20 protein-coding genes and 2 pseudogenes are annotated in these 24,955 nt (G+C 64.4%); 2 read left to right on the top strand and 20 right to left on the bottom strand.

The features are described 5' to 3' along the window. Nucleotides 1–70: 70 nt before the first annotated feature. The 19 genes and pseudogenes from mihF to L979_RS08685 form a co-directional block, all read right to left on the bottom strand. Nucleotides 71–385, bottom strand: coding sequence for an integration host factor, actinobacterial type (mihF, locus tag L979_RS08775; protein ID WP_047691690.1), 315 nt, complete (start codon nt 383–385; stop codon nt 71–73). A gap of 190 nt (nt 386–575) precedes the next feature. After that, nucleotides 576–1,478: an orotidine-5'-phosphate decarboxylase gene (gene pyrF / locus L979_RS08770; RefSeq protein WP_052209710.1), complete on the bottom strand. Its 903-nt coding sequence runs from the start codon at nt 1,476–1,478 to the stop codon at nt 576–578. Next, entirely contained in the window at nt 1,471–4,830 is a 3,360-nt protein-coding gene (gene carB, locus L979_RS08765; RefSeq protein WP_047691688.1) for a carbamoyl-phosphate synthase large subunit, read from the bottom strand. The genes pyrF and carB overlap by 8 nt, the downstream gene beginning before the upstream one ends. Then, a complete protein-coding gene (gene carA, locus L979_RS08760; protein ID WP_081994157.1) occupies nt 4,830–6,011 on the bottom strand; it encodes a glutamine-hydrolyzing carbamoyl-phosphate synthase small subunit in 1,182 nt (393 codons plus the stop codon). The genes carB and carA overlap by 1 nt, the downstream gene beginning before the upstream one ends. Then, nucleotides 6,008–6,562 (bottom strand): ABC transporter permease, encoded by a 555-nt coding sequence (locus L979_RS08755; RefSeq protein WP_197052115.1) that lies wholly within the window; start codon nt 6,560–6,562, stop codon nt 6,008–6,010. Before L979_RS08755 ends, carA begins: the two co-directional genes overlap by 4 nt. A 138-nt stretch (nt 6,563–6,700) precedes the next feature. After that, complete coding sequence (locus tag L979_RS08750; protein WP_052209709.1) at nt 6,701–8,044, bottom strand: dihydroorotase; 1,344 nt, start codon at nt 8,042–8,044, stop codon at nt 6,701–6,703. Between the two features lie 58 nt (nt 8,045–8,102). Then, nucleotides 8,103–9,080 carry an aspartate carbamoyltransferase catalytic subunit gene (locus L979_RS08745; RefSeq protein WP_047691682.1) on the bottom strand — a complete coding sequence of 326 codons (978 nt, stop codon included), beginning with the start codon at nt 9,078–9,080 and terminating at the stop codon, nt 8,103–8,105. Beyond that, nucleotides 9,077–9,685: a bifunctional pyr operon transcriptional regulator/uracil phosphoribosyltransferase PyrR gene (gene pyrR, locus L979_RS08740; protein WP_081994154.1), complete on the bottom strand. Its 609-nt coding sequence runs from the start codon at nt 9,683–9,685 to the stop codon at nt 9,077–9,079. The genes L979_RS08745 and pyrR overlap by 4 nt, the downstream gene beginning before the upstream one ends. 143 nt (nt 9,686–9,828) lie before the next feature. Further along, nucleotides 9,829–10,236, bottom strand: a pseudogene (nusB, locus tag L979_RS08735) (transcription antitermination factor NusB); the annotation flags it as partial. Then, complete coding sequence (gene efp, locus L979_RS08730; protein ID WP_047691680.1) at nt 10,233–10,796, bottom strand: elongation factor P; 564 nt, start codon at nt 10,794–10,796, stop codon at nt 10,233–10,235. The pseudogene nusB and the gene efp, both read right to left, overlap by 4 nt. 96 nt (nt 10,797–10,892) lie before the next feature. After that, nucleotides 10,893–11,978: a 3-dehydroquinate synthase gene (aroB, locus tag L979_RS08725; RefSeq protein WP_047691678.1), complete on the bottom strand. Its 1,086-nt coding sequence runs from the start codon at nt 11,976–11,978 to the stop codon at nt 10,893–10,895. A gap of 10 nt (nt 11,979–11,988) precedes the next feature. Further along, nucleotides 11,989–12,672: a shikimate kinase gene (locus L979_RS08720; protein ID WP_081994150.1), complete on the bottom strand. Its 684-nt coding sequence runs from the start codon at nt 12,670–12,672 to the stop codon at nt 11,989–11,991. Then, complete coding sequence (gene aroC / locus L979_RS08715; RefSeq protein ID WP_047691675.1) at nt 12,669–13,916, bottom strand: chorismate synthase; 1,248 nt, start codon at nt 13,914–13,916, stop codon at nt 12,669–12,671. Before aroC ends, L979_RS08720 begins: the two co-directional genes overlap by 4 nt. Before the next feature lie 76 nt (nt 13,917–13,992). Further along, nucleotides 13,993–14,895, bottom strand: coding sequence for a shikimate dehydrogenase (locus tag L979_RS08710; RefSeq protein WP_052209711.1), 903 nt, complete (start codon nt 14,893–14,895; stop codon nt 13,993–13,995). Nucleotides 14,896–14,899: 4 nt separating this feature from the next. Continuing rightward, a complete protein-coding gene (gene mltG, locus L979_RS08705) occupies nt 14,900–16,066 on the bottom strand; it encodes an endolytic transglycosylase MltG (RefSeq protein WP_052209708.1) in 1,167 nt (388 codons plus the stop codon). Next, nucleotides 16,063–16,647, bottom strand: a complete 585-nt coding sequence (gene ruvX / locus L979_RS08700) for a Holliday junction resolvase RuvX (RefSeq protein ID WP_052209707.1) — start codon at nt 16,645–16,647, stop codon at nt 16,063–16,065. Before ruvX ends, mltG begins: the two co-directional genes overlap by 4 nt. Continuing rightward, the gene (gene alaS / locus L979_RS08695) at nt 16,640–19,357 is read right to left on the bottom strand and encodes an alanine--tRNA ligase (protein ID WP_047691672.1); all 2,718 of its coding nucleotides are present in this window, start codon (nt 19,355–19,357) and stop codon (nt 16,640–16,642) included. The genes ruvX and alaS overlap by 8 nt, the downstream gene beginning before the upstream one ends. A gap of 82 nt (nt 19,358–19,439) precedes the next feature. Continuing rightward, nucleotides 19,440–19,796 carry a hypothetical protein gene (locus tag L979_RS08690; protein WP_052209706.1) on the bottom strand — a complete coding sequence of 119 codons (357 nt, stop codon included), beginning with the start codon at nt 19,794–19,796 and terminating at the stop codon, nt 19,440–19,442. Between the two features lie 479 nt (nt 19,797–20,275). Beyond that, nucleotides 20,276–20,608: pseudogene (locus tag L979_RS08685) on the bottom strand (DUF948 domain-containing protein); the annotation flags it as partial. A 326-nt stretch (nt 20,609–20,934) separates the two neighbouring features. Here L979_RS08685 and L979_RS08680 point away from each other — a divergent pair. Then, entirely contained in the window at nt 20,935–22,707 is a 1,773-nt protein-coding gene (locus L979_RS08680) for a S8 family serine peptidase (RefSeq protein ID WP_047691669.1), read from the top strand. Nucleotides 22,708–22,849: 142 nt separating this feature from the next. Here the strand turns inward: L979_RS08680 and rpsD are convergent, their stop codons facing one another. After that, complete coding sequence (gene rpsD, locus L979_RS08675) at nt 22,850–23,503, bottom strand: 30S ribosomal protein S4 (RefSeq protein ID WP_052209705.1); 654 nt, start codon at nt 23,501–23,503, stop codon at nt 22,850–22,852. A 405-nt stretch (nt 23,504–23,908) separates the two neighbouring features. On the opposite strand from rpsD, the gene L979_RS14650 reads away from it, so the two are divergent. Next, nucleotides 23,909–24,874, top strand: a complete 966-nt coding sequence (locus tag L979_RS14650; protein ID WP_156125516.1) for a hypothetical protein — start codon at nt 23,909–23,911, stop codon at nt 24,872–24,874. The last annotated feature ends 81 nt before the right edge of the window (nt 24,875–24,955 follow it).

Genomic DNA, 24,955 nt, shown 5'->3' with positions numbered 1-24,955 from the left:
CCCGAATGGCTGAGATCACGGCCGTGGCCTCACCGGAGACAACCGGTGAAACACAACAGCCACACGTGGATCAGGAATCCAGGTACTCGATCAGCGCCTTGCGCTGGTGCACACCCAGGCCACGAACACGGCGGGTCTTGGCGATGCCGATCTCCTCCATGATGGCGGCGGAGCGAACCTTGCCGATTCCGGGTGCGGATTCCAAAAGGTCGGAGACCTTGAGGCGGCTCAGGGCTTCCTCGGTCTGGGCGCGTTCCAGGATATTGGCCGCAGTGATCTTGCGGTCCTTCAGTGCAGCCTTGGCTTCAGCGCGAACCGCGCGAGCAGCCGTGGCTTTCTGGCGTGCAGCAGCACGCTCGTCATCAGTCAACATACGCAATGCCATGTTGGTGTTCTCCCTCTCCGGTTGACGCGGATCTCGGGCCCACGGTTCGACCAGAACCGAATGGATCCGCTGTCACTAGCGAGTTTATGCGTATTCACAGCACATGCGAGGGTCGAATTGCATCGTCGTCTTCACCAATGGCGCACGACGGCGGCACTCAACGCCTGCGTAACCTGCTCACGAGTAGCGCCTATGCAACGGCAAGGAATGGCTCCAGCTCACGTGTGGCTGCATCCATGGCGCGCCGCAATTGACCCAGGCCAGGGCCTTCCCTGAGGATGCCACGTGCGGAATTGACCAATACTCGGCCCCTGACGTGCCCAAACACAGAACCCAGCATCTCAGCCGTGGCCCCTTGCGCACCGTATCCGGGTGCCAGCACCGAGCCGGAGAAGTCAGCCAGATCCACGCCGACCGCCTGAGGTGAGGAGCCAACAGTGGCGCCCACCACAAGACCATGCGGATTTATAACGATTTGATCACTGTCAGTTCGTGTCGCTCGTGAGGCGTGGCTGTTGCGCGCCTCAACCGCTTTCACCACGCCAGATGCCACCGATTCACGGCCTCCCACGTGCTGGACCGAGGCCCCTTCCCGGTTGGAGGTCAAGGCCAACACGTAGGTTCCCCGGCCTGTGGCCTCGGCCAGCTCGAAGGCAGGGGCCAGCGATCCAGCACCCAGGTAGGGACTGAGGGTCACCGCATCAGCCGCCAGCGCCGAACCGTCCGAAAGCCACGTCTGGGCGTAGGCCTCCATGGTGGAACCGATGTCACCGCGCTTGGCATCAGCAATGCTGAGAAGGCCCGCCTCACGTGCGGCTTCCAAGGTCTGCTCCAACACAGCCATTCCGGAGGATCCATAGGCCTCATACCAGGCAACCTGGGGCTTTACGGCCGACACCCGGGATTCTGCGGCCTCAATCACGGTCATGGACAGTCGCAACAAGCCAGCAGGAGTTTGCGGCAGCCCCCAGGCATCCATGATGGCGGGGTGGGCATCGATGCCCACACACAGGGGACCACGCTGACCAATGGCCCGAGCCAACCGTTCACCATACGGTTCATGGCCGCCTGCGCCCTGGATGGTCTCAGACATGCTGGCCCTCGGGCTCAGTGGTCTCTGCTGACTCAGTGGCCACCGAGTCTTCGGCCACACCGGCGTTGAGGCGCTCGGCGTGATCCTGCAAGGAGGTCACGTCCCAGGAGTAGGAGCGCATGGCAGTCACAGCCTGCAGGGCAGCCCCGATCTCCGCCACCGTGGTCACAATGGGCACACCCACGCTGGTGGCCGCCGCGCGGATCTCGTAACCGTCTCCACGGGCGTCGCCCCCACTGGAGGGCGTGTTGAACACCAGGGCGATCTCACCGGCCTGGATCAGGTCAATGATGGTGTGCTCATCCGGTTGCCTGTCCGAGATCTTGGCCACCACCGTGGATTCGATCCCGTTGCGCTTGAGCACCTCAGCGGTTCCGCCGGTGGAGAAGATTTCGAAACCAAGTTCCTTGAACATCCGCACGTAGACCACGGAAGACCGCTTGTCCTTGTTGGCCACGGAGACAAAGATCTTGCCTTCGGTGGGCAAGGCTCCCCCGGCACCGGCCTGGGCCTTGGCGAAGGCGGTGTCAAAGTACTTGTCGATGCCCATGACCTCACCGGTTGAGCGCATTTCCGGACCCAGCAGTGAATCCACCACAGCACCTTCGCGGGTGCGGAACCGGGCGAACGGCAACACGGCTTCCTTGACCGCGACGGAGGCGGTCTCCGGCAGGCGGGCGCCGTCGCCGTCGGGAAGCAGGAAGCCCTCAGAACGCAGGTCGCGCAGTGACTTGCCGGTGCCGATCAAGGCGGCGGCCTTGGCCAACTGCACACCGGTGGCCTTGGAGACGAACGGCACGGTGCGGGAAGCCCGCGGGTTGGCTTCAATCACGTAGAGGACGTCCGAGGCCAGCGCGAACTGGATGTTGATCAAACCGCGCACCCCCACGCCTGCGGCGATGGCACCGGTGGCTTCCCGGACACGGTCCAGGACATCCGGACCCAGAGTGATCGGCGGCAAGGTGCAGGCCGAATCCCCGGAGTGGATACCAGCTTCCTCGATGTGTTCCATGATCCCGCCCACGTACAGCTCGCGGCCGTCGTAGAGGGCATCGACGTCGATCTCAATGGCGTCTTCCAGGAACTTGTCGATCAGCGCAGGCCGCGACGGCGAAACCTCCGTGGCGTTCTCAAGGTAGGTGCGCAGCTGCTGCTCCGTGTAGACGATCTCCATGCCTCGTCCACCCAGCACGTAGGAGGGGCGCACCAGGACCGGGTAACCGATCTCATCGGCAATGACCTGCGCGGCCTCGAAGGTGTGGGCCGTGCCGTTGCGAGGTTGCCTCAGTCCGGCCTCCTGCAGGACGCGGGCAAATTCCCCGCGGTCCTCGGCCAGGTCGATCGCCTCCGGCGTGGTGCCCAGGATCGGAACACCGGCCGCCTTCAACTGCGCGGCCAGCTTCAGCGGGGTTTGGCCGCCGAGCTGCACGTAGACACCCAACAGACCGCCGGTGGCTCGCTCCACCTCCACGATCTCCATGACGTCCTCGAAGGTCAGGGGTTCAAAGTACAGGCGGGTGGAGACGTCGTAGTCCGTGGAGACGGTTTCCGGGTTGCAGTTGACCATCACGGTTTCGTGCCCGGCTTCGCGCAGCACCATGGAGGCGTGCACGCAGGAGTAGTCGAATTCAATGCCCTGCCCGATCCGGTTGGGGCCGGATCCCAGGATCATGATGGAGGGCTTGGCGTGGTGGGCCACCTCGTTCTCGTCGTCATAGGAGGAGTAGTGGTACGGGGTGAAGGCCTCGAACTCGGCAGCACAGGTGTCCACGGTCTTGAACACCGGCCGCACGCCCAGGGCGTGGCGAACACCGCGCACCACGTCCTCGGAGGCGTGGGTCAGTGCCCCGATCTGCTCATCGGAGAAACCGTGGCGCTTGGCCAGGCGCAGGGTCTCCGGGCTGAGGTTGGGATCCTCTCGGACGACGTCGGCCACCTGGTTGAGCAGCTGGATCTGGTCCAGGAACCAGGGGTCGATCTTGGTCCGCTCGTGAATCTGCTCCGGGGTGGCGCCGTTGAGCAGGGCCTGCTGCACGGCGTAGATCCGCTCCGTGGTGGTGGCTTCCGTGGCCTCCACCAGGCGTTCGATACCGTTGGGGCCCAACGCCACCTCGGGCTTGTCGAACGTGAAGGATGACCCCTTCTGTTCCAGGGAACGCATGGCCTTCTGCAGGGCCTCGGTGAAGTTGCGGCCGATGGCCATGGCCTCACCCACGGACTTCATGGTGGTGGTCAGTGTGGGATCAGCCGCCGGAAACTTCTCGAAGGCGAATCGCGGGACCTTGACGACCACGTAGTCCAAGGTGGGCTCGAAGGAGGCAGGCGTCTTCTGGGTGATGTCATTGGGAATCTCATCCAGGGTGTAGCCCAGGGACAGTTTGGTGGCGATCTTGGCGATCGGAAAACCCGTGGCCTTGGAGGCCAAGGCGGAGGACCGCGAGACCCGGGGGTTCATCTCGATGACCACCACACGGCCGGTCTCCGGGTCCACGGCGAACTGGATGTTGCACCCGCCGGTGTCCACGCCGACCTCGCGGATCACGGCGATCGCAACGTCTCGCAGCTTCTGGTACTCGCGGTCGGTCAGAGTCAACGCAGGCGCCACGGTGATGGAGTCGCCGGTGTGCACACCCACGGGGTCGAAGTTCTCGATCGAGCAGACCACCACCACGTTGTCCTTGGCATCGCGCATCATCTCTAGTTCGTACTCCTTCCACCCCAGGATGGACTCCTCCAGGAGCACCTCCGTGGTGGGTGAGTACTGCAGGCCGGCACCGGCAATACGGTGCAGATCGGCCTCGTTGTACGCCATGCCCGAACCCAGACCACCCATGGTGAAGGACGGGCGCACCACCATGGGATAGCCCAGGGTCTCTGCAGCCGCCAGGGCGTCGTCCATGGAGTGCACGATCTCCGATCGTGCGGATTCGGCACCACAACGTTCCACCACACCCTTGAAGGCCTCGCGGTCCTCGCCCAGGTTGATGGCCTCGATGTTGGCCCCGATCAGTTCGACGTCGTACTTCTCCAGGACGCCGTTGGCATCCAAGGCGATCGCCGTGTTCAGCGCGGTCTGACCACCCAGGGTGGGCAGTACGGCATCCGGGCGTTCCTTGGCGATGATCTTCTCCACCACCTCAGGGGTGATGGGCTCCACGTAGGTGGCATCGGCGAACTCGGGGTCGGTCATGATGGTGGCCGGGTTGGAGTTGACCAGGATGACCCGCAGGCCCTCCTCCTTGAGCACCCGCAGCGCCTGGGTTCCGGAGTAGTCGAACTCTGCGGCCTGACCGATCACGATCGGCCCGGAGCCGATCACCAGCACGCTGTTCAAATCTGTCCTGCGCGGCATCAGTTCGTGGCCTCCGTCTGGTTCTGGGCGGGATCCTGCATCAGATCCACAAAACGATCAAAAAGGTATGCGGCATCGTGCGGGCCGGCGGCCGCTTCAGGGTGGTACTGGACGGAGAACGCGGGAATGTCCAGGCATGCCAGACCCTCCACGACGTCGTCGTTGAGACCCACGTGGGAAACCTCAACGCGCCCGAACTCCGCAACCGGTGCGGTGACCGGGCCCTCCAGTGGGGCGTCGACGGCGAACCCGTGGTTCTGGGCGGTGATTTCCACCCGGCCCGTGCGGCGGTCCATGACCGGCTGGTTGATGCCGCGGTGACCGAACGGCAACTTGTAGGTGGCAAAACCCAAGGCCCGGCCCAGCATTTGATTGCCGAAGCAGATGCCGAAGAACGGCGTCTTGGAACGCAGAACCGCCTGCAGGACCTGGATCTGGCGCTGCGCGGTCTGCGGGTCGCCGGGCCCGTTGGACATGAACACCCCGTCCGGGTTGATCTCCTGGATCTGCTCCCAACTGGTGTCTGCGGGAACCACGTGAACTCGCAGGCCACTCTCGGCCATCCGCTGCGGAGTCATGGCTTTGATGCCCAGATCAACAGCCACGACCTCGAACCGCGGTTCGGACTCCCAGCCGTGATCGGAGGGTTCCACCACGTAGGTCTGATCCACGCTGACGGTCTCCGCCAGTTGGCGGCCGGCCATGGAAGGTTGCTCCCCCACCGTCTTGACCAGTTCGGCATCCGTCACACCGTTGAGCGCATCACCGGAGAAGATCCCGGCTTTCATGGCCCCCTTGTCCCGCAGGTGGCGGGTGGCAGCGCGGGTGTCGATGTCGCAGATCGACACGATTCCCTGCTCCACCAGCAGTTGGTCCAGGGGCTTTTCACTACGCCAGTTGGAGGCCACCCGTGAGGCGTCCCGCACGGCGTAACCCTCCACCCAGATCCGTCGCGATTCGTCGTCGGTGGTGTTGGTGCCTGTGTTGCCAATGTGGGGCGCGGTCTGAATCACGATCTGACCGGCATAGGAGGGGTCCGTGATCGTCTCCTGGTAGCCAGTCATGCCCGTGCTGAACACGGCTTCACCCAGGGCCTGACCGGTGGCTCCCCACGCGTGACCGCGGAAGATCCGGCCGTCCTCCAGGACCAGGGCGGCAGGGGTGGTTGACAGCGAGGTCACGGTGTCTCCTTCGTGGACGGTGCAGGGGTTGATTCTGCGGAGGTTGACTGGTTCTGATCAGCTACCAGGATGGACAGTGCTTCCAGGAACTCGGTCTTGCCTTCACGGGTTTTGGTGCGCATGCCGGTGTCCACCACTTGATCGTGGAAACGCCAGGAGACCACCACGATCCCGTCGCGCTCCACAAACTTGCCCACCATTCCCGACGTCGTGCCGTGGTCCACCACGGCGGCGGCATCCACCCACAAGGCATCGGCGCCGTCGCGGTCGTAGAGCACGCCGTCCGGGTAGATGAACACGGTGGCGGAGGTCCGTAGTCCCAAGTTGTGTGCCATCAGCCGCTGCAGGTGATCCCGGTGACGGCAGGTGGCCACGTACATGCCGGGGATCACGGCAGTTGGTTCGCGGTCCTCGATGTCTGCGGGCAGAACCGGCAGTGAGCCCGATTCCTCGGCCTGGCGGGTGCGGCGCAACCAGGCCCGGCCCACCAGTGAGAACAGCACGATCACAAAGACGGCCAGCAGCACGGCGGTCAGCAGTTTTTCATCCATCACAGTTACTTCCGGTTCTCACGATGTGCCACGGCGGGCCAGATTTCGAGGCATCGGGCCAGTTGCCCACGTACTCGGCCATTTCTGGACGTGTCCGGCCAGATTCTCCCGTGGCGTAGTGCATCAGGTCAGGGTCTCTCACCGTGCTGCAGGGTGGGGTCGCATCAGTTCGCCGTCCAACACCACGGGGTGGCCCTTGAAGAAGGTGGCGCGCACGGAGCCCGGCAGTGTGAGCCCCTTGTACGGGCTGTTACGTCCCTTGCTGGCGTGCTTCTCAGGGTCAACGGTGGTGACCGCGGCGGGGTCGAACAGCACGATGTTGGCAGGCTCCCCCACCTCCAGTGGGCGACCCTGTCCTTCCAGTCGCCCGATCTGCGCGGGTGTCTGGGACATGATGCGGGCAACGTCCCGCCAGGAGATGGCGCCTGTTTCCACCAGGGTGTGGTGCACTACGGACAGCGCGGTCTCCAGACCAGTCATTCCCATGGCAGCACAGCTCCACTCGCACTCCTTGTCCTCACGAGGGTGCGGGGCGTGATCGGTGCCCACGACGTCGATGGTGCCATCGGCCACCGCTGCTCGCACGGCTGCCACGTCCTCGTCCGTACGCAGGGGCGGATTCACCTTGAACACGGGATCGAAGGTGCGGACCAGCTCGTCAGTGAGCAGCAAGTGGTGGGGCGTGACCTCGGCGGTGACATCGATCCCCCTCTGCTTGGCCCACCGCACCAGCTCCACGGAACCCTTGGTGGAGAGGTGGCAGATGTGTACCCGGGACCCCACGTGCTGGGCCAACAGGACGTCCCGGGCGATGATGGATTCCTCCGCCACGGCCGGCCACCCGGCCAGCCCCAAGTCGGCGGAGACCGAACCTTCGTTCATCTGAGCGTCTTCTGTCAGGCGCGGCTCCTGCGCGTGCTGAGCCACCACGCCGTCGAAGGTCTTGACGTATTCCAGGGCCCGGCGCATCAGGAGGGGGTCGTGGACGCACTTGCCGTCATCCGAGAACACCCGCACCTGAGCCCGGGACTCGGCCATGGCACCGATTTCGGAGAGGTTCTTGCCCTCCAGCCCGACCGTGACGGCCCCGATGGGCTGCACCTGAGTCCAGCCGGCCGCCCGCCCGAGCCCCCAGACCTGCTCCACCACACCGGCGGTGTCAGCCACAGGGTTGGAGTTGGCCATCGCGAACACCGCGGTGTAGCCACCCTTGGCGGCGGCACGGGTACCGGTTTCCACGGTTTCAGCGTCTTCTCGGCCCGGTTCACGCAGATGCGTGTGAATGTCCACCAGACCTGGCAGGGCGATCTGATGAGAGGCGTCAATCACCGTGGCGTTCTCATCGGAGAGTTCGGTGCCCATCTGAGTGATCACACCGTCCACGATCAACAGGTCAGTGACCGTTTCACCCAGAACATTGGCCTGACGGACCAACCAGCTTCCCGTGTCCACGGCGGTGGCCTGTTGCGGATCCTGGCTCATGATCGTAACCAACCTTTCGCGTGGGTCTCAGTCAAAACGGTAATGCTCACCATGATGCTCACAGGACTTGGGCGGCGGAGTTGTCACCGGTGAGCAACAAGTACAGGCACGCCATGCGCACGGAGACACCGTTGGCCACCTGCCGCAGCACCGTGGAGCGGGGAGAATCCGCTGCCACGGAGGAGATCTCCAGCCCGCGGTTCATGGGACCGGGGTGCATGATCGCGGTGGTGGCACCGGCCGCATCCAGTGCAGCTAGCCGCTCCGGGGTGAGGCCCCACCAACGGGCGTACTCGGCCTCAGAAGGGAAGAACGCCGCATGCATGCGTTCGCGCTGCACCCGCAGCAACATCACGGCATCCGGGTTCTGTGCCAGAGCCTGGTCCAGGTCAAAGACGATCCGCGCCGGCCAATGTTCAACACCCACCGGCAGCAGGGTGGGCGGGGCCACGAACGTCACGCGCGCCCCCAAGGTGTTCAACAACCACATGTTGGACCGTGCCACGCGCGAGTGCAGGATGTCCCCCGCGATCACCACGTGCATGCCGTCCAACCCGGTGCCCGTGGTGGCAGTACCGGCCAGCTTGGACCGGTGCTCACGCAAGGTCATGGCATCCAGCAGGGCCTGTGTGGGGTGCTCGTGCTTGCCGTCACCGGCGTTCAGCACGGCGGCATCGATCCACCCGGAGGTGGCCAACTGCTGGGGCGCGCCGGAGGCACCGTGGCGGATCACCACGGCATCGGCCTCCATGGCCATCAGGGTTTGTGCGGTGTCTTTGAGGGATTCTCCCTTGGACACGGAAGAACCCTTGGCGGAGAAGTTGATCACGTCCGCTGAAAGCCTCTTGGCGGCTGTTTCAAAGGAGATGCGGGTGCGCGTGGAGTCTTCAAAAAACAGGTTGACCACCGTGCGTCCGCGCAGTGCGGGCAACTTCTTCACGGACTGCTGGCCAACATCAGCCATGCGGTCGGCCGTGTCCAGGATCTCGATTGCCTGATCACGGGTCAGGTTCTCGGTGCTGAGCAGGTGCTTCATCCAACGATCACCACTTCATCCACGGCATCGGCGTCCTGGGGGCAACCGTCGATCTCAGTCAGGCGGACCTTGACCTTTTCCCGGGCTGCAGTGGGCAGGTTCTTGCCCACAAAATCGGCTCGGATGGGCAGCTCCCGGTGCCCACGGTCCACCAGGACAGCCAACCGGACCACTCCGGGACGACCCAACTCGGTCAAGGCATCCAGTGCGGCGCGAATGGTGCGCCCGGAGGACAAGACGTCATCCACCAGAACCACGGTCGAGTCATCAATTCCGCCCTGGGGCATGACCGTGGGCCACGGAACGCGTGAAGGATTGCGCCGGAGGTCATCCCGGTACATCGTGACGTCCAACTGGCCCAAAGACGTGGCCGGGTCAAAGGAGTCAATGGATGCCAGCTTGGTGGCCAGCCGCTGCGCCAACGGGTAGCCGCGCCGTGGGATGCCCAGGAGCACCAAGTCCTGGGCGCCACGGTTGGACTCCAGGATTTCGTGGGCGATCCGCGTCAGGGCGCGATCAATGTCAGCTGCGGCGAGTATCCGACGCGAGAGACCACCCGCCACCTGCGGGCCCTCTTGCGTGGGATTTTCAACAGATTCACTCACAGGCGCTGCCTTCCTTCCCCGCCTCACAGGACGGACTTAAAGGGACGAGCTACTGCAGGAACCCTAACACCGGATCAGTCGGTCCGGGGCTCGGATTCAGGGGCCGCGGGCGCGGCTGCGTCGATGGTTGCCGACGGCGGATCCATCAACGTGGGCTTCACACCTTGCAGGCGGCCCAAGACACCATTGATGAACGACGGCGAATCATCCGTGCTCAAGGTCTTGGCCAATCCCACGGCTTCATCCACGGCAACGGTGTCCGGGACGTCGTCGTTGAACAACAGTTCCCAGGCACCCAGGCGCAGGATGTTGCGGTCCACCGCGGGCATGCGCTCCAGCGTCCAACCGCGGGCCCAGGTCTGAATGGCCTCGTCGATCTCCGGGCCGCGCAGTTGAACACCACGCACCAGTTCCTCGGTGTAGGCACCAAAGAGCTGCTGGGAGTTCTTGCGGCGCCGCTCGAGCACGTTGACGGGATCTTCCCCGCGCTGCTCTGCTTCAAAAAGGATTTCCACGGCCCGGGTGCGGGCCTTGGTCCGTGCCCCGCTCATTCGATGACGCGGCCCAGGTAGTCACCGGAGCGGGTGTCCACCTTGACGCGGGTGTTGTTCTCGATGAACAGGGGAACCTGGATCTGGTATCCGGTCTCCAAGGTGGCGGGCTTGGTGCCACCGGTGGAGCGGTCGCCCTGCAGGCCCGGTTCCGTGTAGGTGATCTCCAGGACCACCGACGGCGGCAGCTCGATGTAGAGCGGGGAGCCGTCGTGCATGGCGATCACAGCGTTGGTGTTCTCCAGCATGAAGTTCTCTGCATCGCCCACGACGGCAGCCGGGATGGTCAGCTGGTCGTAGGTGGAGTTGTCCATGAACACAAAGTCGTCGCCGTCCTTGTACAGGTACTGGTACTCGGAACGGTCCACGCGAGCGGTGTCCACCTTCGCACCTGCGTTGAAGGTCTTGTCAACCACCTTGCCGGAGGTCACGTTGCGCAGCTTGGTGCGCACAAAGGCGCCACCCTTGCCGGGCTTGACGTGCTGGAACTCAATGACGCTCCACAGGTTGCCGTCCAGGTTCAGGACGGTGCCGTTCTTGATGTCGTTGGTGGTTGCCACGTTGCTCTCTTCGTCTCGCGCGGATTTGGGCTGCGGGCCATCCTACCAAGGCACGCATGGGCTGCTGGTCAGCAGCCGTGTGATCTTGGGTGCCGCTCAGTGCGCCAGTTCTTGGTAGACGGCGAACAGGACGGACGGATCCGGAACCTCCATGATCCGGGGGCGGGCCACGTCATCCAGCACCACAAAACGCAGCAGACCACCGCGGGTCTTCTTGTCCCGCTTCATGACCTCCAGCAGCTTGGGCCACTGGTCGTAGCGGTATTCGGTGGGGAGTCCCAGAAGGTTCAGGATGCGGTGGTGCCGTTCGACGACGTCGTCGGACAAGGTGCCTGCAGTGCGCCCCAACTCAGCGGCAAAGATCATGCCGATGGCCACGGCTGCACCGTGACGCCACTGGTAGCGCTCATTGTTCTCAATGGCGTGGCCCAAGGTGTGACCGTAGTTCAGGAACTCCCTGCGCCCGGACTCCTTGAGATCCTCCGAAACCACCTCAGCCTTGACCCGCACCGAGCGCTCCACCAGTTCGCGCAGCACGGCGGAGCCGGGATCCTTGGCCTCCTGAGGGTGTTGCTCAATCAAGTCAAGGACCACGGGATCAGCAATGAATCCGCATTTGACGGTCTCGGCCATGCCGGTGAGCAGCTCATTGACGGGCAGGGTGCTCAAAGCATCCAGATCGCACAGCACGGCAGCCGGTGGATGGAAGGCGCCCACCAGGTTCTTGCCCTCAGCCGTGTTGATCCCGGTCTTGCCACCCACGGCGGCATCCACCATGCCCAAGAACGTGGTGGGCACGTGCACCACCCGGATGCCGCGCAACCACGTGGCCGCCACAAAACCGGCCAGATCCGTCACAGCACCTCCACCCACGGACACGATGGCGTCACTGCGGGTGAAGTCTGCCTGGCCCAGCGCCTGCCAGCAGAAACCTGCCACTTCCAGGCGCTTGCCTTCCTCCGCATCCGGGATCACGGCCTGATAGACCTGGTAACCATCGGCCTGCAGCTGTTCCACCACCACCTGGCCGTTGGCCTCCAGGGCCTGGGGGTGAATCACCAAGACCTTTTTGACCCGCTGTCCCAGGACCTCCCCCAGATGTCCCAGCAGGCCGTTGCCCACCAGAACGTGGTAATTGGCCTCAGGTGTTGCGCCCGTGACAGGAATGCGTGTGGTGGTCATGAATGAAACCTCAAGAAGACGTCTGGTGGTGGGCACCGCGAAGTTGCTGGTGCAGGTTTTGAATGTCGTTGTGCAGGTCCTGGGCCATGTCCGCCACCTGACGCTGGCCGGTGCCATCCACCAAGATCTGGGCCAAGGCCTCATAGCGGGATCGGCGCTGCTCCAACAGCTCGGTCCATCGCCGCTCAGGATCGGGCTGCAACATGGGTCGGCTGCGGTTGCCGGAGATCCGCGGGAACACGGTGGCGGCATCCACCTGGAGGTAGGCCACCAGCTCGTGCTCCAGCATTTGTGCCACTCGGTCCTTCATGGGCGCTCCCCCACCCACGGAAAAGATCGCGTTGGCATGTGCGGGACCGGCCAGCACTTCCTGGATCACATCAGCTTCCAGGTCCCGGAAGTACTTCTCCCCGTGCTGGGCGAACAAATCCGCGATGACGCCGTGGCGCTGAACAATCACTTGGTCGGCATCAACAAAGTCGTAACCGAAGAACTTGGACATGTGCAGGGCCAGGAAGGACTTCCCGGCTGCCATGGGGCCGATCAACACCACAGGACGGGTCAAGGCCACAGTCCCTTCTGTGCCCACCGGGCCCAGATCACCGTCAACCCCGGCCACTCTGCCACCGGGATTGCTCAGCGCAGAGTGCGCCAGTGTCTCGGCAAAATCCTTGGGAGAGAACTGGGCATTCATGCGTTGCGTTCCTCGGCAGGCTCCTCCAGGCCGTCAAAGCTGCTCAGTTCGCCAGAAGTGCGCAGTTCGTGCGGAATGGCGGCCAGGTAGGCGTCCTTGTTGCGCACGGTCTCTGCAATGTTGTCCCCACCGAACTTCTCCATCACGGCATCGGCCAGCACCAGCGCCGTCATGGCCTCTGCCACCACACCGGCTGCAGGTACCGCGCAGACATCGGAGCGCTGGTGGTGGGCCCGAGAGGCCTCACGAGTGGCAACATCCACGGTGCGCAAGGCCTTGGGCACCGTGGCAATGGGCTTCATGGCGGCCCGCACCCGCAGCACGTCCCCGATGGACATGCCACCCTCGATTCCACCGGCGCGGTTGGAGACACGGTGGACCTGACCGTCGTCACCGATCATGATTTCGTCATGGGCTGCACTACCGGGGCGGGCGGCGGTGATGAAACCGTCCCCGACCTCCACACCCTTGATGGCTTGGATGCCCATGAGCGCCCCGGCCAACCGGGCGTCCAGACGCCGGTCCCAGTGCACATAGGAGCCCAGGCCCGGAGGCAGGTTGTAGGCCAGCACCTCCACCACCCCGCCCAGCGTCTCCCCGTCCTTGTGCGCCACGTCAACGGCTTCCACCATGGCCTGGGAGGTGGTGGAGTCAAAGCACCTGAGCGGATCGTGGTCCAGCTGCTGCACATCTGCCGGTGTGGGACGGTGGGCGTCCACGGGTGCTTCAACTCCCCCCACGGCAGTGGTGTGGGAAACCAGGCCCACGCCCAGGGCTTCCAGCATCTTGGCCGCCACAACACCCAGGGCCACACGGGTGGCGGTTTCACGGGCAGAGGCCCGTTCCAGAATGGGGCGTGCTTCAGCGTGGGCATACTTCTGCATGCCCGTGAAATCAGCGTGGCCGGGGCGGGGACGGGTCAGCGCGGCATTGCGCGCTTTGCCCTCCAATTCGGCGGGATCCACGGGGTCTGCGTTCATCACACGCTCCCACTTGGGCCATTCCGTGTTGGCGATCTCAATGGCCACGGGTCCACCCTGGGTGATGCCATGACGCACTCCGCCCAGGATGCGCACCTTGTCCTGCTCGAACTTCATGCGGGCCCCACGCCCGTAGCCCAGACGACGCCGGGCCAACGCGTCCTGAATCTCCGAAGAGGTCAGACCAACACCTGCAGGCACCCCCTCAATGATGCCCACCAGGGCTTCTCCGTGGGATTCTCCGGCCGTGAGCCAACGGAGCATGGTGCATTTCTCCTCAGATGATGGAAGTCAGGCGACAAGGGTGGAAGTCAGGCGATCTGCAAGATCTTGGGCGATCTTACCGGTCCGTGCCAGGCTGCGCCCGCCCCACCGCGGCACACATGGCGGCAATCACAGCGTCCTGCTCCGGCAGGTCCTCGTCCAACGGACGTCGTGTGAACAGCTTGATCTGGTCCACCGCTTGGTGGATGAGCATGTCCAGACCTGGGGCAATGCTGCCGCCCATGCGCTTCCAGGCGCGGGCGATCGCAGAGGGCCACGGGTCGTAGGCGGCATCCAGCAGAACACCAGTGGTGGTGCGTCCCCGCATGGAGGCCAGGCCCGCTGCGAGTTCGTCACATCCGTGGGGTGGCAACGTGGCCACCACGACGTCGTAGCCTGCCAGGTGCTCAGCGGCCTGGTCCCAAGCCTTCAGGTGGATCGGCAGGCCCAGGTGACCGGCCGCCGTCGTCGTGCGGTGTGCCCGGGCCTCCGAGCGCACCCACACGTCCACGGACTGCGCTCCCAGCCCTTGGACAGCGGCAACCGCGGCGGTGGCTGTGCCTCCACCACCCAGAATGGCGGCGCGTGGGCTGGGCGGTACGGTGCCTGCGGCCCTCACGGCACCCATGATGCCGGCCACGTCCGTGTTGTGGCCCAACAGGTGACCGTCACCGGAATGCACCAAGGTGTTGACCACTCCAACGGCCTGCGCCAGGTCCGTGAGGTCATCGGCAAGTTCAGCGGCCTCCGACTTCAGCGGCATGGTCACGGACAGTCCCCGCCACAGCGGATCTGACCGCAGATCAGCAACGTGGGCGAACAACTCAGTTTCATCCACGTCGGTGGCGGTGTAGGTCAGAGACGCCCCCAGTACGGCGTAGGCTGCCGCATGCAGGTCCGGGGAACGAGAGTGGCCGATCGGATGGCCGACCACTCCCGCATGGGCACGCCGCACCGTTTCTGTGGTTGAACCAGTCACCCCGTCAGTCACAACGTCCGGGGTTGTCCGAGCACCAGCTCTGGTACTCGGCGACGTTTTCCTCATGCTGGGCAAAGTTCTCCGCGAACTTGGTTTCACCGGTGTCCAGGTTGATGGTCACCCAGTAGTAGTAGTCGTTGTCCGCGGGGTTGGCCGCAGCATCGATCGACTCATCGCCCGGGGAACCGATCGGCCCCACCGGCAGGCCGGGGTTGGCGAACGTGTTGTACTCGTTGGAGGCGTCCCTGCGCTCCTCGTCGGAGAAGTCGTAGGAGCGGCGGCCCAATCCGTAGGTCACGGAGGCATCGGACTGGATGAATCCGTTGGTTTCATCATCCGGACGGTCAATGCGGTTGTAGATCGCCCCTGCAACATCGGCGTAGTCCGCAGGAACGCCCTCGAACTCCACCAGGGAGGCCACCGTCAACACACGGAAGGCCTGGTCCTCCGGGACATTGTTGCGTTCCAGGGTGGCCTTGGTCCGGTCCACCATCTCCTGGAGGATCTGGTCAGCCGTGGCATCCAACGGGAAGCGGTACTCACCGGGGTGCAAGTAACCCTCGATGTTGGGGAACTCATCCGGAATGCCGAACTTGGACGTGTCCTCCGCCGCGCTCTCGAACTCGTCCACGGAGATACCGGTGGAGTCCGAGAGGATCTGGAAGGTGTCGTCCATGCGCAAGGTGTTGGCCACCGCCGCGTAGTGAGCGGGATCGCCTTCATCCATGAGCACGCGCACGGCCGCTTCCGAGCTCATCTGCCGGCGCATCTCGTAGTCACCGGGCTGGATGAACTCGCCCTGGTATTCATCATTGAAGGTCTCGATGAACCTGCCGGCGTTGGCCACGATGTCCTCGTTGGCCAGGTCGATCCCCACCTGCTCCACCGTGTCACCCTCAGAAATGGTGAAGTTCACGGTCTCATTGCCGTCCCCGCGGTAGTCCTTGCGTTCGAACCACCCAAAGTTGTTGCCCAGAACGGAGACCGTGAACACGGCCGCCGCCGTGAACAGGGCAATGGCCCCCAGCAGGGACAGATTGTGACGCTTCTTGAGCCGCTGCAATTGGGCCTCGGAGCGCTCTTCCACCTGGAAGGCTCCGGACAGTCCTTTGCCTGCGCGGGGGGATGGCGTGTGGCCCTGATTCTCAGGGCCCCGCTGCTGTTCACTCACGTGAGGTCTCCCTCCGGATTGGCGGACGAGGCAGATTCGTCCATGGTCATGTCAATATTTTGATCGGATCTTTCGGTAACGGACGGATCACGGTCTTCCACGGCGCGGCGTGCTGTGGCCAGGGCGGCTTCAAGGATGGTCACGGCCGCTTGCTGGTCCACCTTGGTCTTGTGTTCCCGCCGGGAGATCCCCGCATCCAGCAGGAGCCGGTGGGACTGCACGCTGGTCCAGCGTTCGTCCACCATGTGCACCGTTGCCGCGTGCCCGTTGCGCTCCAGCCGATCGCTGAGGCGCTGGGCCCAAGTCAAAGCGGCCCGCGTGGAGTCGGTGTGTTCCCCTGACATGGCCAGGGGAAGGCCAACCACCACCTCCACGACGTCGTGCTCGGCCACCAGTTTTGCGGCGATCTTGACGTCAAAGTTCTTCCTGTGGTCGCGTTCCAGGGTGGTCAGCGGCGTGGCCATGATCGCGTCAGGATCGGTGAGGGCAACACCCACCCGGACCTGGCCCACGTCCACACCGAGTCGCCGCCCCCGCAGATTCAGGTTCAGCGGCTGCAGTGAGGCCTGGACCTCACGCATCGCCACCGCCTGTGCCCGTGGGGGACCCACCGGTCTGGGACTGCAGCTGGTCCACGATCGCCTGCAAGGCAGCCTGGGTCTTGGTGGCGTCCTGACCGCCGCCCTGGGCAAGATCGTCCCTGCCGCCACCGCCGCCACCCAGCACACCGGCGGCCACGCGCACCATGGCACCGGCCTTGGCCCCGGCTGCCCGTGCGGCGTCCGTGGTGGCCACCAGCACCAGCGGGCGCCCGTTGGACACACCAGTGACCGCGACGACGGCGGGGCGCTCGGTCAAGCGTCCGCGCAGATCCAGGGCCAAGGCGCGCAGATCATCCGCACCGGAGATCTCGCCCAGGTCATGGGTGAGCACCTGCAGGGAACCCAGGTCCTGGACGGAGTCCAGCAGAGACCCTGCCTGTGCCGTGAGCTTCTCCCGGCGCAACGCGGCCAGTTCCTTCTCAGCGGAGCGCAGCTTCTCCAGAGTTTCGTGGATTCGCGTGGGCAGATCCGTGGAGTGCTGCACCTTGAGCATGTCCGTGAGCTGGTTGACCAGGGTGCGCTCAGCCGCCAGGTGCTCAAACGAGTTCAGCCCCACCAGGGCCTCCACACGCCGGTTGCCTGAGCCCACGGAGCCCTCTGAGATCAAGGACAAGGAACCGATCTGGGCGGTGTCCCCCACGTGGGTTCCACCGCACAGTTCACGCGACCAGGGCCCGTTGAGCTCAACCACTCGGACCTGGTCCCCGTACTTCTCCCCGAACAGGCTCATGGCACCCAGCGCCTTGGCCTCTGCCAAGGGCATCTCACGGGTGATGACCTCGTGATCGTCCCGGATGACGGTGTTGGCCAGACCTTCCACTTCCTGCTTCTGGGCATCGGACATGCCCTCGCCCCAGGCAAAGTCGAAGCGCAGGTAACCCTCCTTGTTGAAGGATCCGCGCTGTACGGCCTCCGGGCCCAGCACGTCGTGCAATGCGGCGTGCACAATGTGCGTCCCGGTGTGCGCCATTTCGGCGTCGCGACGTCGTCGGACGTCAATGGAGGCCACGGCCTCGGTACCGGCAGCCACTTCACCGGAGGTCACGGTGGCGCGGTGCACGGAGAGCCCCTTGACGGGCTGCTGGACATCAGCCACAGTCAGCACAAATCCGTGGCCGGTGATGGTTCCGGAGTCTGCGGCCTGGCCGCCGGCCTCTGCGTAGAACGGGGTGGCGTCCAGGATGACCTCCACCTCATCCCCCTGAGAGGCTGCGGGCACCGTGGCACCGTCCACCAACAAGGCACGCACGGTGGTTGCCGTGGAGGGCTCGGTGTAGCCGGTGAAGATCGAGTCCCGCTGTTCTTGCAGAGCACGCAGCACGGACAGATCCGCGTGGGCACCCTTCTTGGCCTGGGCATCCTTGCGGGCACGCTCGCGCTGCTCGTTCATCAAGGACCGGAAAGCGGTTTCATCCACGGCCACGCCGGCTTCGGCTGCCATCTCCAAGGTCAGGTCGATGGGGAAACCGTAGGTGTCGTGCAAGGCGAAGGCCTCCGCGCCGGTCACCGCACCACCCTGGGTCTTGGCCACGGCCACGGCGTCATCCAGCCGGGAGGTACCGGACTCGATGGTCTTCAGGAACGCCTTCTCCTCGGCGTAGGCGATCCGGGAAATGCGTTCGAAATCCTCGCGCACCACGGGGAACATCTCCCCCATGGCATCCCGGGATGCCGGCAGCAGAACATCGAGGCAAGGTTCTGTCACACCCAGCAGACGCATGGCGCGGATGGCGCGACGCAGCAACCTGCGCAAGATGTAGCCACGGCCTTCATTGCCCGGTGTCACGCCGTCGGCAATCAGCATCAGGGAGGACCGGATGTGGTCCGCCACCACGCGCATGCGGACGTCGTCGTCGTAACCGGGGTCCTCTGCCTTCTCCGCACCGTGGTAGGTCTTGCCGGAGAGCTTGGCCGCGGCATCCAGGACCGGACGGACCTGATCGGTCTCGTAGAAGTTCTCCACACCCTGCAGCAGCATGGCCATGCGCTCCACGCCCATACCGGTGTCAATGTTCTTGCGCGGCAGCTCGCCCAGGATCTCGTAGTCCTTGCCGGATCCTTCGCCACGCTGGTACTGCATGAACACCAGGTTCCAGATCTCGATGTAGCGGTCGTCATCCACTGCAGGGCCGCCGTCGCGCCCGTAACGCGGACCACGGTCGTAGAAGATCTCGGAATCAGGACCAGCCGGGCCGGGCTGTCCGGTGTCCCAGTAGTTCTCCTCCTTGGGCATGCGTTGAATACGCTCTTCCGGCAGGCCCACGGTGTTGCACCACAGATCGTGGGCTTCGTCATCGCCCTCGTAAATGGTGACCCACAGCCGCTCCGGGTCCAGGCCGTAACCACCGTTGTCCGTGGAGGACGTCAGCAGCTCCCAGGCCATGGGAATGGCCTTCTCCTTGAAGTAGTCACCAAAGGAGAAGTTTCCAGCCATCTGGAAGAAGGTCCCGTGACGGGCAGTCTTGCCCACCTCGTCGATGTCCAGGGTCCGGATGCACTTCTGCACGGACGTGGCACGCGGCCACGGAGCCTGTTCCTGCCCCAGGAAGTACGGGATGAACGGGACCATGCCCGCAATGGTGAACATGGAACCGGGCTGGGTGGAGACCAACGACGCGGAGGGAACGACGGTGTGACCCTGCTTCTGGAAGTAGGTCAACCAACGTTCGGTGATCTCATGGGTCAACATGTGGTGCTCGCGGTCCTTTGTCTCTGTTGCCGTGGCAAATGTTCTGAAGCTTCGGCCAGTGTTGCACTGCCGGGACACGTTCTCAGTGGTGGGGGCCGGCGCTGGTGCCATTGGCCCTACGTGCCTTGATCTGATCTGGTGCGGGTAGCCCCAACTGGGCACGCAGTTCACCTTCCCGCTGGTCCATGGCGGCACGCACGTCCTGGGCCACGCGAAGAAGTTTGCTGGCCACCTTGTTCTCGCGGGCTGGGCGGGGTTCAAGGGACGCGCCGTGCCCGGCCACGTCTCCGGAGCCCGTCAACGCCGCACGATGTGGCAAGGAGGTGGAACCGAGCTCCGAGAGTGTCCGGCGCCCGGAATCCGAGGTTGCCCACCGCGTGGCCACGGCACCCGCTGCAGCCCCTGCTGCCAACAGTGCAAGGCGTGCAATTGCGCTCACCGTTCTCCCTCCTGGCCGGGCTCACCCACGGCGCGGGTGTCCGCATCCGGTGCAGGCCTCTGTGATACATGGTTCGCAGGCCGGTCCGACACAGTGTGACGCGTGGACCTGGCAACGTGCCGAGCCGCCCGAGTGGATTCCCCGTGAGCTGAATCCGGCTCGCCCACCATCTCGATCACCACGGGGGAATCCCCGGTCCCGGGTTCCTCATCCGCATCAGCGTTGATTCGAGTCGCATCGGCGTCGGTCATCGGCTCTGCACCGGTGTCGAACTCCGTGCCCTCCCACCAGGGACGTTGGTTCGTTGGCGACGACCCAGCCGCAGCGTCGTCGTCGTGAAATCCGGCAGGGGCAGCAGCAGGTGTTCGGGGCCCATCCGCAGCAGGCGGCGGCGTTGATTCACCGGAACGGGCCGAGCTGCTCTCAGCATCGCGCATCCGACGTTCCTGGGCCCGGCGTGCCCGGGCTGCCTCAGGGCTGAAAGCGCGGCGCACACCGGAGGAGAACGCAGCCATCTTAATGATGGGCTGCCCCACCGTGGAGGCCACCAGGGAAGTCATGGCGGAGACGTTGGCCGAGGCATCGGAGACGTTGTCCGTGATGCCGTCCACCTTCTCCAGCTGGGAGTTGGTGGTGGCCACCGTGCGGACCACCTCATCAATCAGGGGCTCGGTTTCTGCGTTGAGATCACGGATCCACACGCGCAGTTCATCGAAGACACGGCCCAACTTGATGATGGGCACGGCCAACAGCGCCACCAGCACGGCAAACACGCCTGCGGCGATCAGGCCGGCAATATCTCCTCCGGTCATGGGCTCTGCGGGCTCCTGTTACCTGACTCAGGCAGAACACACCCGGGTGGGACGTGCTCTGCAATGGGGCCCAAACCCGTCCTCGGTCAGCAAGTGCTGGCGTGAACCGGTGGTCTAACGGGCGCTTTGGTGTGGCTCTACTGTAACCAATTGGTCACGATCCCGGTGCACACCGACCACGGCGCGGCCCCGGCAGAGCCACCGAAACCACCTGTCCAAGAAATTCAGGACTTACCAAACAGTAAGTATGGATGTAACTTCTGTCACATCTGCGGCAATTCGTCTCGCACCTGCGACGACGCAGATTTCCCTCTGAAAGGAGCAGTATGCCGCGCACCACCAAGAGCATCGGCGCCGGCTTGGCCGCCGCTGCCATGATCGGTTCACTCCTGACGGCCCAGCCCGCATGGGCCACGCCGTCGAACACCGCCGCTCCCGCTGACAACCAGGACACCACCCGGCAACTCGTGCTGGCGGAACCCGGAACTGCCGCGAACCAGGTGACCGCTGCCGTCGAAGCAGCCGGCGGTGAAGTTGCTCAGACCAATGAAGCCATCGGCCTCTACACGGTCAACGGTCCAGCCGATTTGGCTCAGAAGCTGGATCAGAATCCCCTGATCACCGGAACCATGGACGATTCCGTGATCGGCTACTCCCCGCGTGGCGACATCGGGGAGAAGAAACGCAAGGCTGACGACGTCGAACGTGCCCGCGCAGAACGCCCCGCCGCCCGCTCCACCGAGCAGAACATCACCAAGGCCCCTCCCGGGCAGAGCCGCGGCAAGGGCAAGAACCACCAGGGAAACACTCCGCTGGTCACGGCCCCGCTGCGGGACCGGCAGTGGAAGCTGGACATGATCGAGGCCGATGCCGCCCACCAGACCACCATGGGCAAAGGCGCCCGGGTGGGCATCATGGACACCGGCGTTGACGGCAACAACCCGGACATCGCCGCCAACTTCAACCTGGCCCTCTCCAGGAACTTCACCACGGACATCCCAGAGATCGACGGCGCCTGCGCCGAAGACCCGGACGGCAGTTGCACGGATGCCGCGGACGTGGACGAAAACGGACACGGCACGCATGTGGCCAGCACCATCGCCTCACCCCGCAACGGGATCGGCGTGACCGGTGTGGCACCAGAGGCCGAAGTGGTGAACCTGCGCAACGGGCAGGACAGCGGGTACTTCTTCCTGCAACCCACCCTGGACGCCCTGACCTACGCACCGTCGGCTGGGATCGATGTGGTCAACATGAGCTTCTACATTGACCCCTGGGCCTTCAACTGCGCCGCCAACCCCGCTGACTCCCCCGAGGAACAGACCGCCCAGCGGTTGACCATCGAGGCCACCAATCGGGCACTGGACTACGCCCGCAACAACGGGGTCACCTTGATTGCCGCCATGGGCAACAGCCACCAGGACCTGGGCAACCCCATCTCCGACGGCTCCAGCCCCAACTACCCCGAGGGCAATGAGCGTGAACGCGCCATCGACACCTCCTGCGTGGTCATGCCCACGGAAGGCAACGGCGTGATGAGTGTGTCCTCCGTGGGGCCCAGCTCCCTGAAGGCCTACTACTCCAACTACGGCACGGAGCAGGTGGCCGTGGCGGCACCGGGCGGTGCCTACCGGGACTTCTTTGACACAGACAAGAACCCGCGCCCGGAAAACATGATCCTGGCAGCAGTACCGGAAGTGGTGGTCCGTGCGGAGACCGACCTTGCGCCCAACGGGGAGTCCCTGAGCCCCTTTGTGATCAGCGAATGCTCCGGGGAGAACAACTGCGCGTACTACGAGTACCTGCAGGGCACCTCCATGGCCGCACCCCATGTGACGGGTGTGGCTGCCCTGACCATTGCCCGTCACGGCCAACCCGACAACCAGTGGGGTGGCAAGAAGATGCAGCCACACCGGGTGGAACGATTCATCACCGAGGGTGCTGTGGAGAAGGCCTGCGAGGCGCCCGTGATGTCCTACCCGGGTCTGGCTGACAGCTACACCGCCCCCTGTGAGGGAGATGCCTCCTTCAACGGGTCCTACGGCAACAGCATCCTCAACGCCAAGAACTCGGTGAGCAACACACCGCACAAGCGCTGATCCCCTCCACCGCCCATCAGCCTGGGCCCACCCGAAAAAGAACCACCCCCACACCACGATTGGTGCGGGGGTGGTTCTTGCGTCAACGGTGGCGAGGTCCGCCGTCGTCGTCGTTGTTGCAGATCAGGTCGAACTTTGCAGATCAGGCCATACGAGCGTAGTACTCGACCACGAGCTGCTCTTCACAGGTCACGGGGACCTCGGAGCGCTCGGGGTGACGCGTGTAGGTGGCCTGCAGCTTGTCGATCTCAACGTTCAGGTAAGCCGGGGTCTTGGGCAGCACGTCCTGGTGGGCGCCGGTGGCGGCAACCTGGAACGGGACCATCTTCTCGGACTTTTCGTGCACGTGGATCATCTGACCGGGCTTGACCAGGAAGGAGGGGCGGTCAACACGCTGGCCGTCGACCAGGATGTGACGGTGCACCACCATCTGGCGGGCCTGAGCCATGGTGCGGGCGAAACCGGCGCGCAGGACCAAGGCGTCCAGGCGGGATTCCAGCAGCTGGATCAGGTTCTCACCGGTCTGGCCCTCGCGGCGCTTGGCCTCGACGTAGGCACGGTGCATCTGCTTCTCGCGGATGTTGTACTGGGCGCGCAGGCGCTGCTTCTCCAGCAGACGAACCTTGTAGTCCGAATCTGCCTTGCGGCGGGCACGGCCGTGCTCACCGGGGCCGTACGGACGGCGCTCAAAGTACTTCTCAGCCTTCGGCGTCAGGGCGATTCCGAGGGCACGGGACTTGCGCACCTGGCGGCGCGCACGCAATGCGTTGTCAGACACTGATGTGTCACCTTTCATGCGGTGGCGCCCGCTGCCGCGTCCTGCTGGTGCAGGTTCGACGACGGACGTCGTGATCTGTTCGGTCCGGCCTCCAGGCATGGATCGGTCCATGTGGAGAGGTGGGGATCAGCCGCAATCCCGCAGAGCTACAGGTGCTCGCTTTCGGTGTCCGACCCGTCGTGTGGTTGAGGCATGAGGGCAGAACAAAGCGGCACCTTGCCGGCCGACCGCACAACTGTACCAGCCCCCGACGAAACCGAGGTTTCGGCCCGCCACAGGGGTTGCAGGCGGGCAGAAACCTCGGTCTCAGCGGAAGGAAGAGGTCCTCCACAGGCGGAGAAGTTGTCCTGACCACCTGGTGTATTCCCTCCGGGCTGTGGACAACCTGCATGGGCGGAATCGGCCGCACATAGCGTGCCCACCATGTACCTCGAACCGCTGCCCCAGCGATTTCCCATCCCGCAGATCGACACCACCGCGCGTTGGGGTCGCCGCACCCGGTCTCTGCAACGTGACCCCTCCATGGTGGCGCTGACCCACGGGCTGTGGGCGCAATGGGACGGCATCATCGCACCGACAGACCTGCAGCCGTGGGAGGTCAGTGCACTGATCGCCTCGGCTGTGCCCCACGCAGCCGTCTCCGGACTCTGCGCGGCAGCGGCACTGCAGATTCCTCTCATGTGGGGCATGAACTGGGTGGATGGCGTTCTGGGTCAGGCCCGCACCTGGACTCCTTGGAACCCTGCACCGGAGATCGTTGTCCCGAACGGGCACAAGCTGTGGCGTGGCAACGACGTCGTGGTGCGTAAGTTGGCTGCCCATCACACCCTGCAATCAGGACCTTGGGGCAGCCAGGTCACCGCAGCATTGCCCACTCTGCTCGCCCTCCAGAAGTGGCAACGTGGGTGGCGCGCGGTCGTGGCTGCGGACAACGTGCTCGCTCGAGCTGTTGACGAAGCGGGGCAGCCCCTCCAGCTTCAGCCGGGAGATCTGATGGCGCAACTGCATGGCATTGCCCCCGGTACCCGAGGGAAAGCACTCCTGTTCCAAGCGTTGAATCAAGCCGCTCCCAATGTGTGGTCTCCCATGGAGACGGTCCTGCGCCTGGTGGTCATTAAGTTGGGTGCCCCACCACCGGCCCACAACTTGCCAGTGGTGCTGTCATCCGGACGCAAGGTGTACCTGGACCTGGCGTGGAAGCAGCGCCGCAAAGCTCTTGAGTACAACGGGAAAGTTCACCACCTCAACTGGCGGCAGTATCGCGATGAGGCCGGACGTCTGAATGAACTTCGCGACGACGGGTGGGACGTTCGAGTGGTCGTCATGGACGATCTGCAATCGCGCCAGCGCTTGATGGCCTTGCGGAGGTGGCTAAGAGACCTGCACTGACGCCAAGACCGAGGTTTCTGCCCGCCACAGGGGTTGCAGGCGGGCAGAAACCTCGGTCTCGGCGAAGGGGGGTCGGTCAGT

It is taken from the genome of Kocuria sp. ZOR0020, from assembly GCF_000800955.1.
Lineage (GTDB): Bacteria > Actinomycetota > Actinomycetes > Actinomycetales > Micrococcaceae > Kocuria > Kocuria subflava.
Note: the sequence above shows the minus strand (reverse complement) of the source record. Positions and strands in the feature narration are given on the sequence as shown.

Excerpts from the sequence above, each read along its gene's own strand:
- mihF (WP_047691690.1), bottom strand. The coding sequence starts at position 385 with ATGGCATTGCGTATGTTGACTGATGACGAGCGTGCTGCTGCACGCCAG.
- pyrF (WP_052209710.1), bottom strand. The coding sequence starts at position 1,478 with ATGTCTGAGACCATCCAGGGCGCAGGCGGCCATGAACCGTATGGTGAA.
- carB (WP_047691688.1), bottom strand. The coding sequence starts at position 4,830 with ATGCCGCGCAGGACAGATTTGAACAGCGTGCTGGTGATCGGCTCCGGG.
- L979_RS08755 (WP_197052115.1), bottom strand. The coding sequence starts at position 6,562 with ATGGATGAAAAACTGCTGACCGCCGTGCTGCTGGCCGTCTTTGTGATC.
- L979_RS08750 (WP_052209709.1), bottom strand. The coding sequence starts at position 8,044 with ATGAGCCAGGATCCGCAACAGGCCACCGCCGTGGACACGGGAAGCTGG.
- L979_RS08745 (WP_047691682.1), bottom strand. The coding sequence starts at position 9,080 with ATGAAGCACCTGCTCAGCACCGAGAACCTGACCCGTGATCAGGCAATC.
- aroB (WP_047691678.1), bottom strand. The coding sequence starts at position 11,978 with ATGACCACCACACGCATTCCTGTCACGGGCGCAACACCTGAGGCCAAT.
- L979_RS08720 (WP_081994150.1), bottom strand. The coding sequence starts at position 12,672 with ATGAATGCCCAGTTCTCTCCCAAGGATTTTGCCGAGACACTGGCGCAC.
- aroC (WP_047691675.1), bottom strand. The coding sequence starts at position 13,916 with ATGCTCCGTTGGCTCACGGCCGGAGAATCCCACGGAGAAGCCCTGGTG.
- ruvX (WP_052209707.1), bottom strand. The coding sequence starts at position 16,647 with ATGCGTGAGGTCCAGGCCTCACTGCAGCCGCTGAACCTGAATCTGCGG.
- alaS (WP_047691672.1), bottom strand. The coding sequence starts at position 19,357 with ATGTTGACCCATGAGATCACCGAACGTTGGTTGACCTACTTCCAGAAG.
- L979_RS08680 (WP_047691669.1), top strand. The coding sequence starts at position 20,935 with ATGCCGCGCACCACCAAGAGCATCGGCGCCGGCTTGGCCGCCGCTGCC.
- rpsD (WP_052209705.1), bottom strand. The coding sequence starts at position 23,503 with ATGAAAGGTGACACATCAGTGTCTGACAACGCATTGCGTGCGCGCCGC.
- L979_RS14650 (WP_156125516.1), top strand. The coding sequence starts at position 23,909 with ATGTACCTCGAACCGCTGCCCCAGCGATTTCCCATCCCGCAGATCGAC.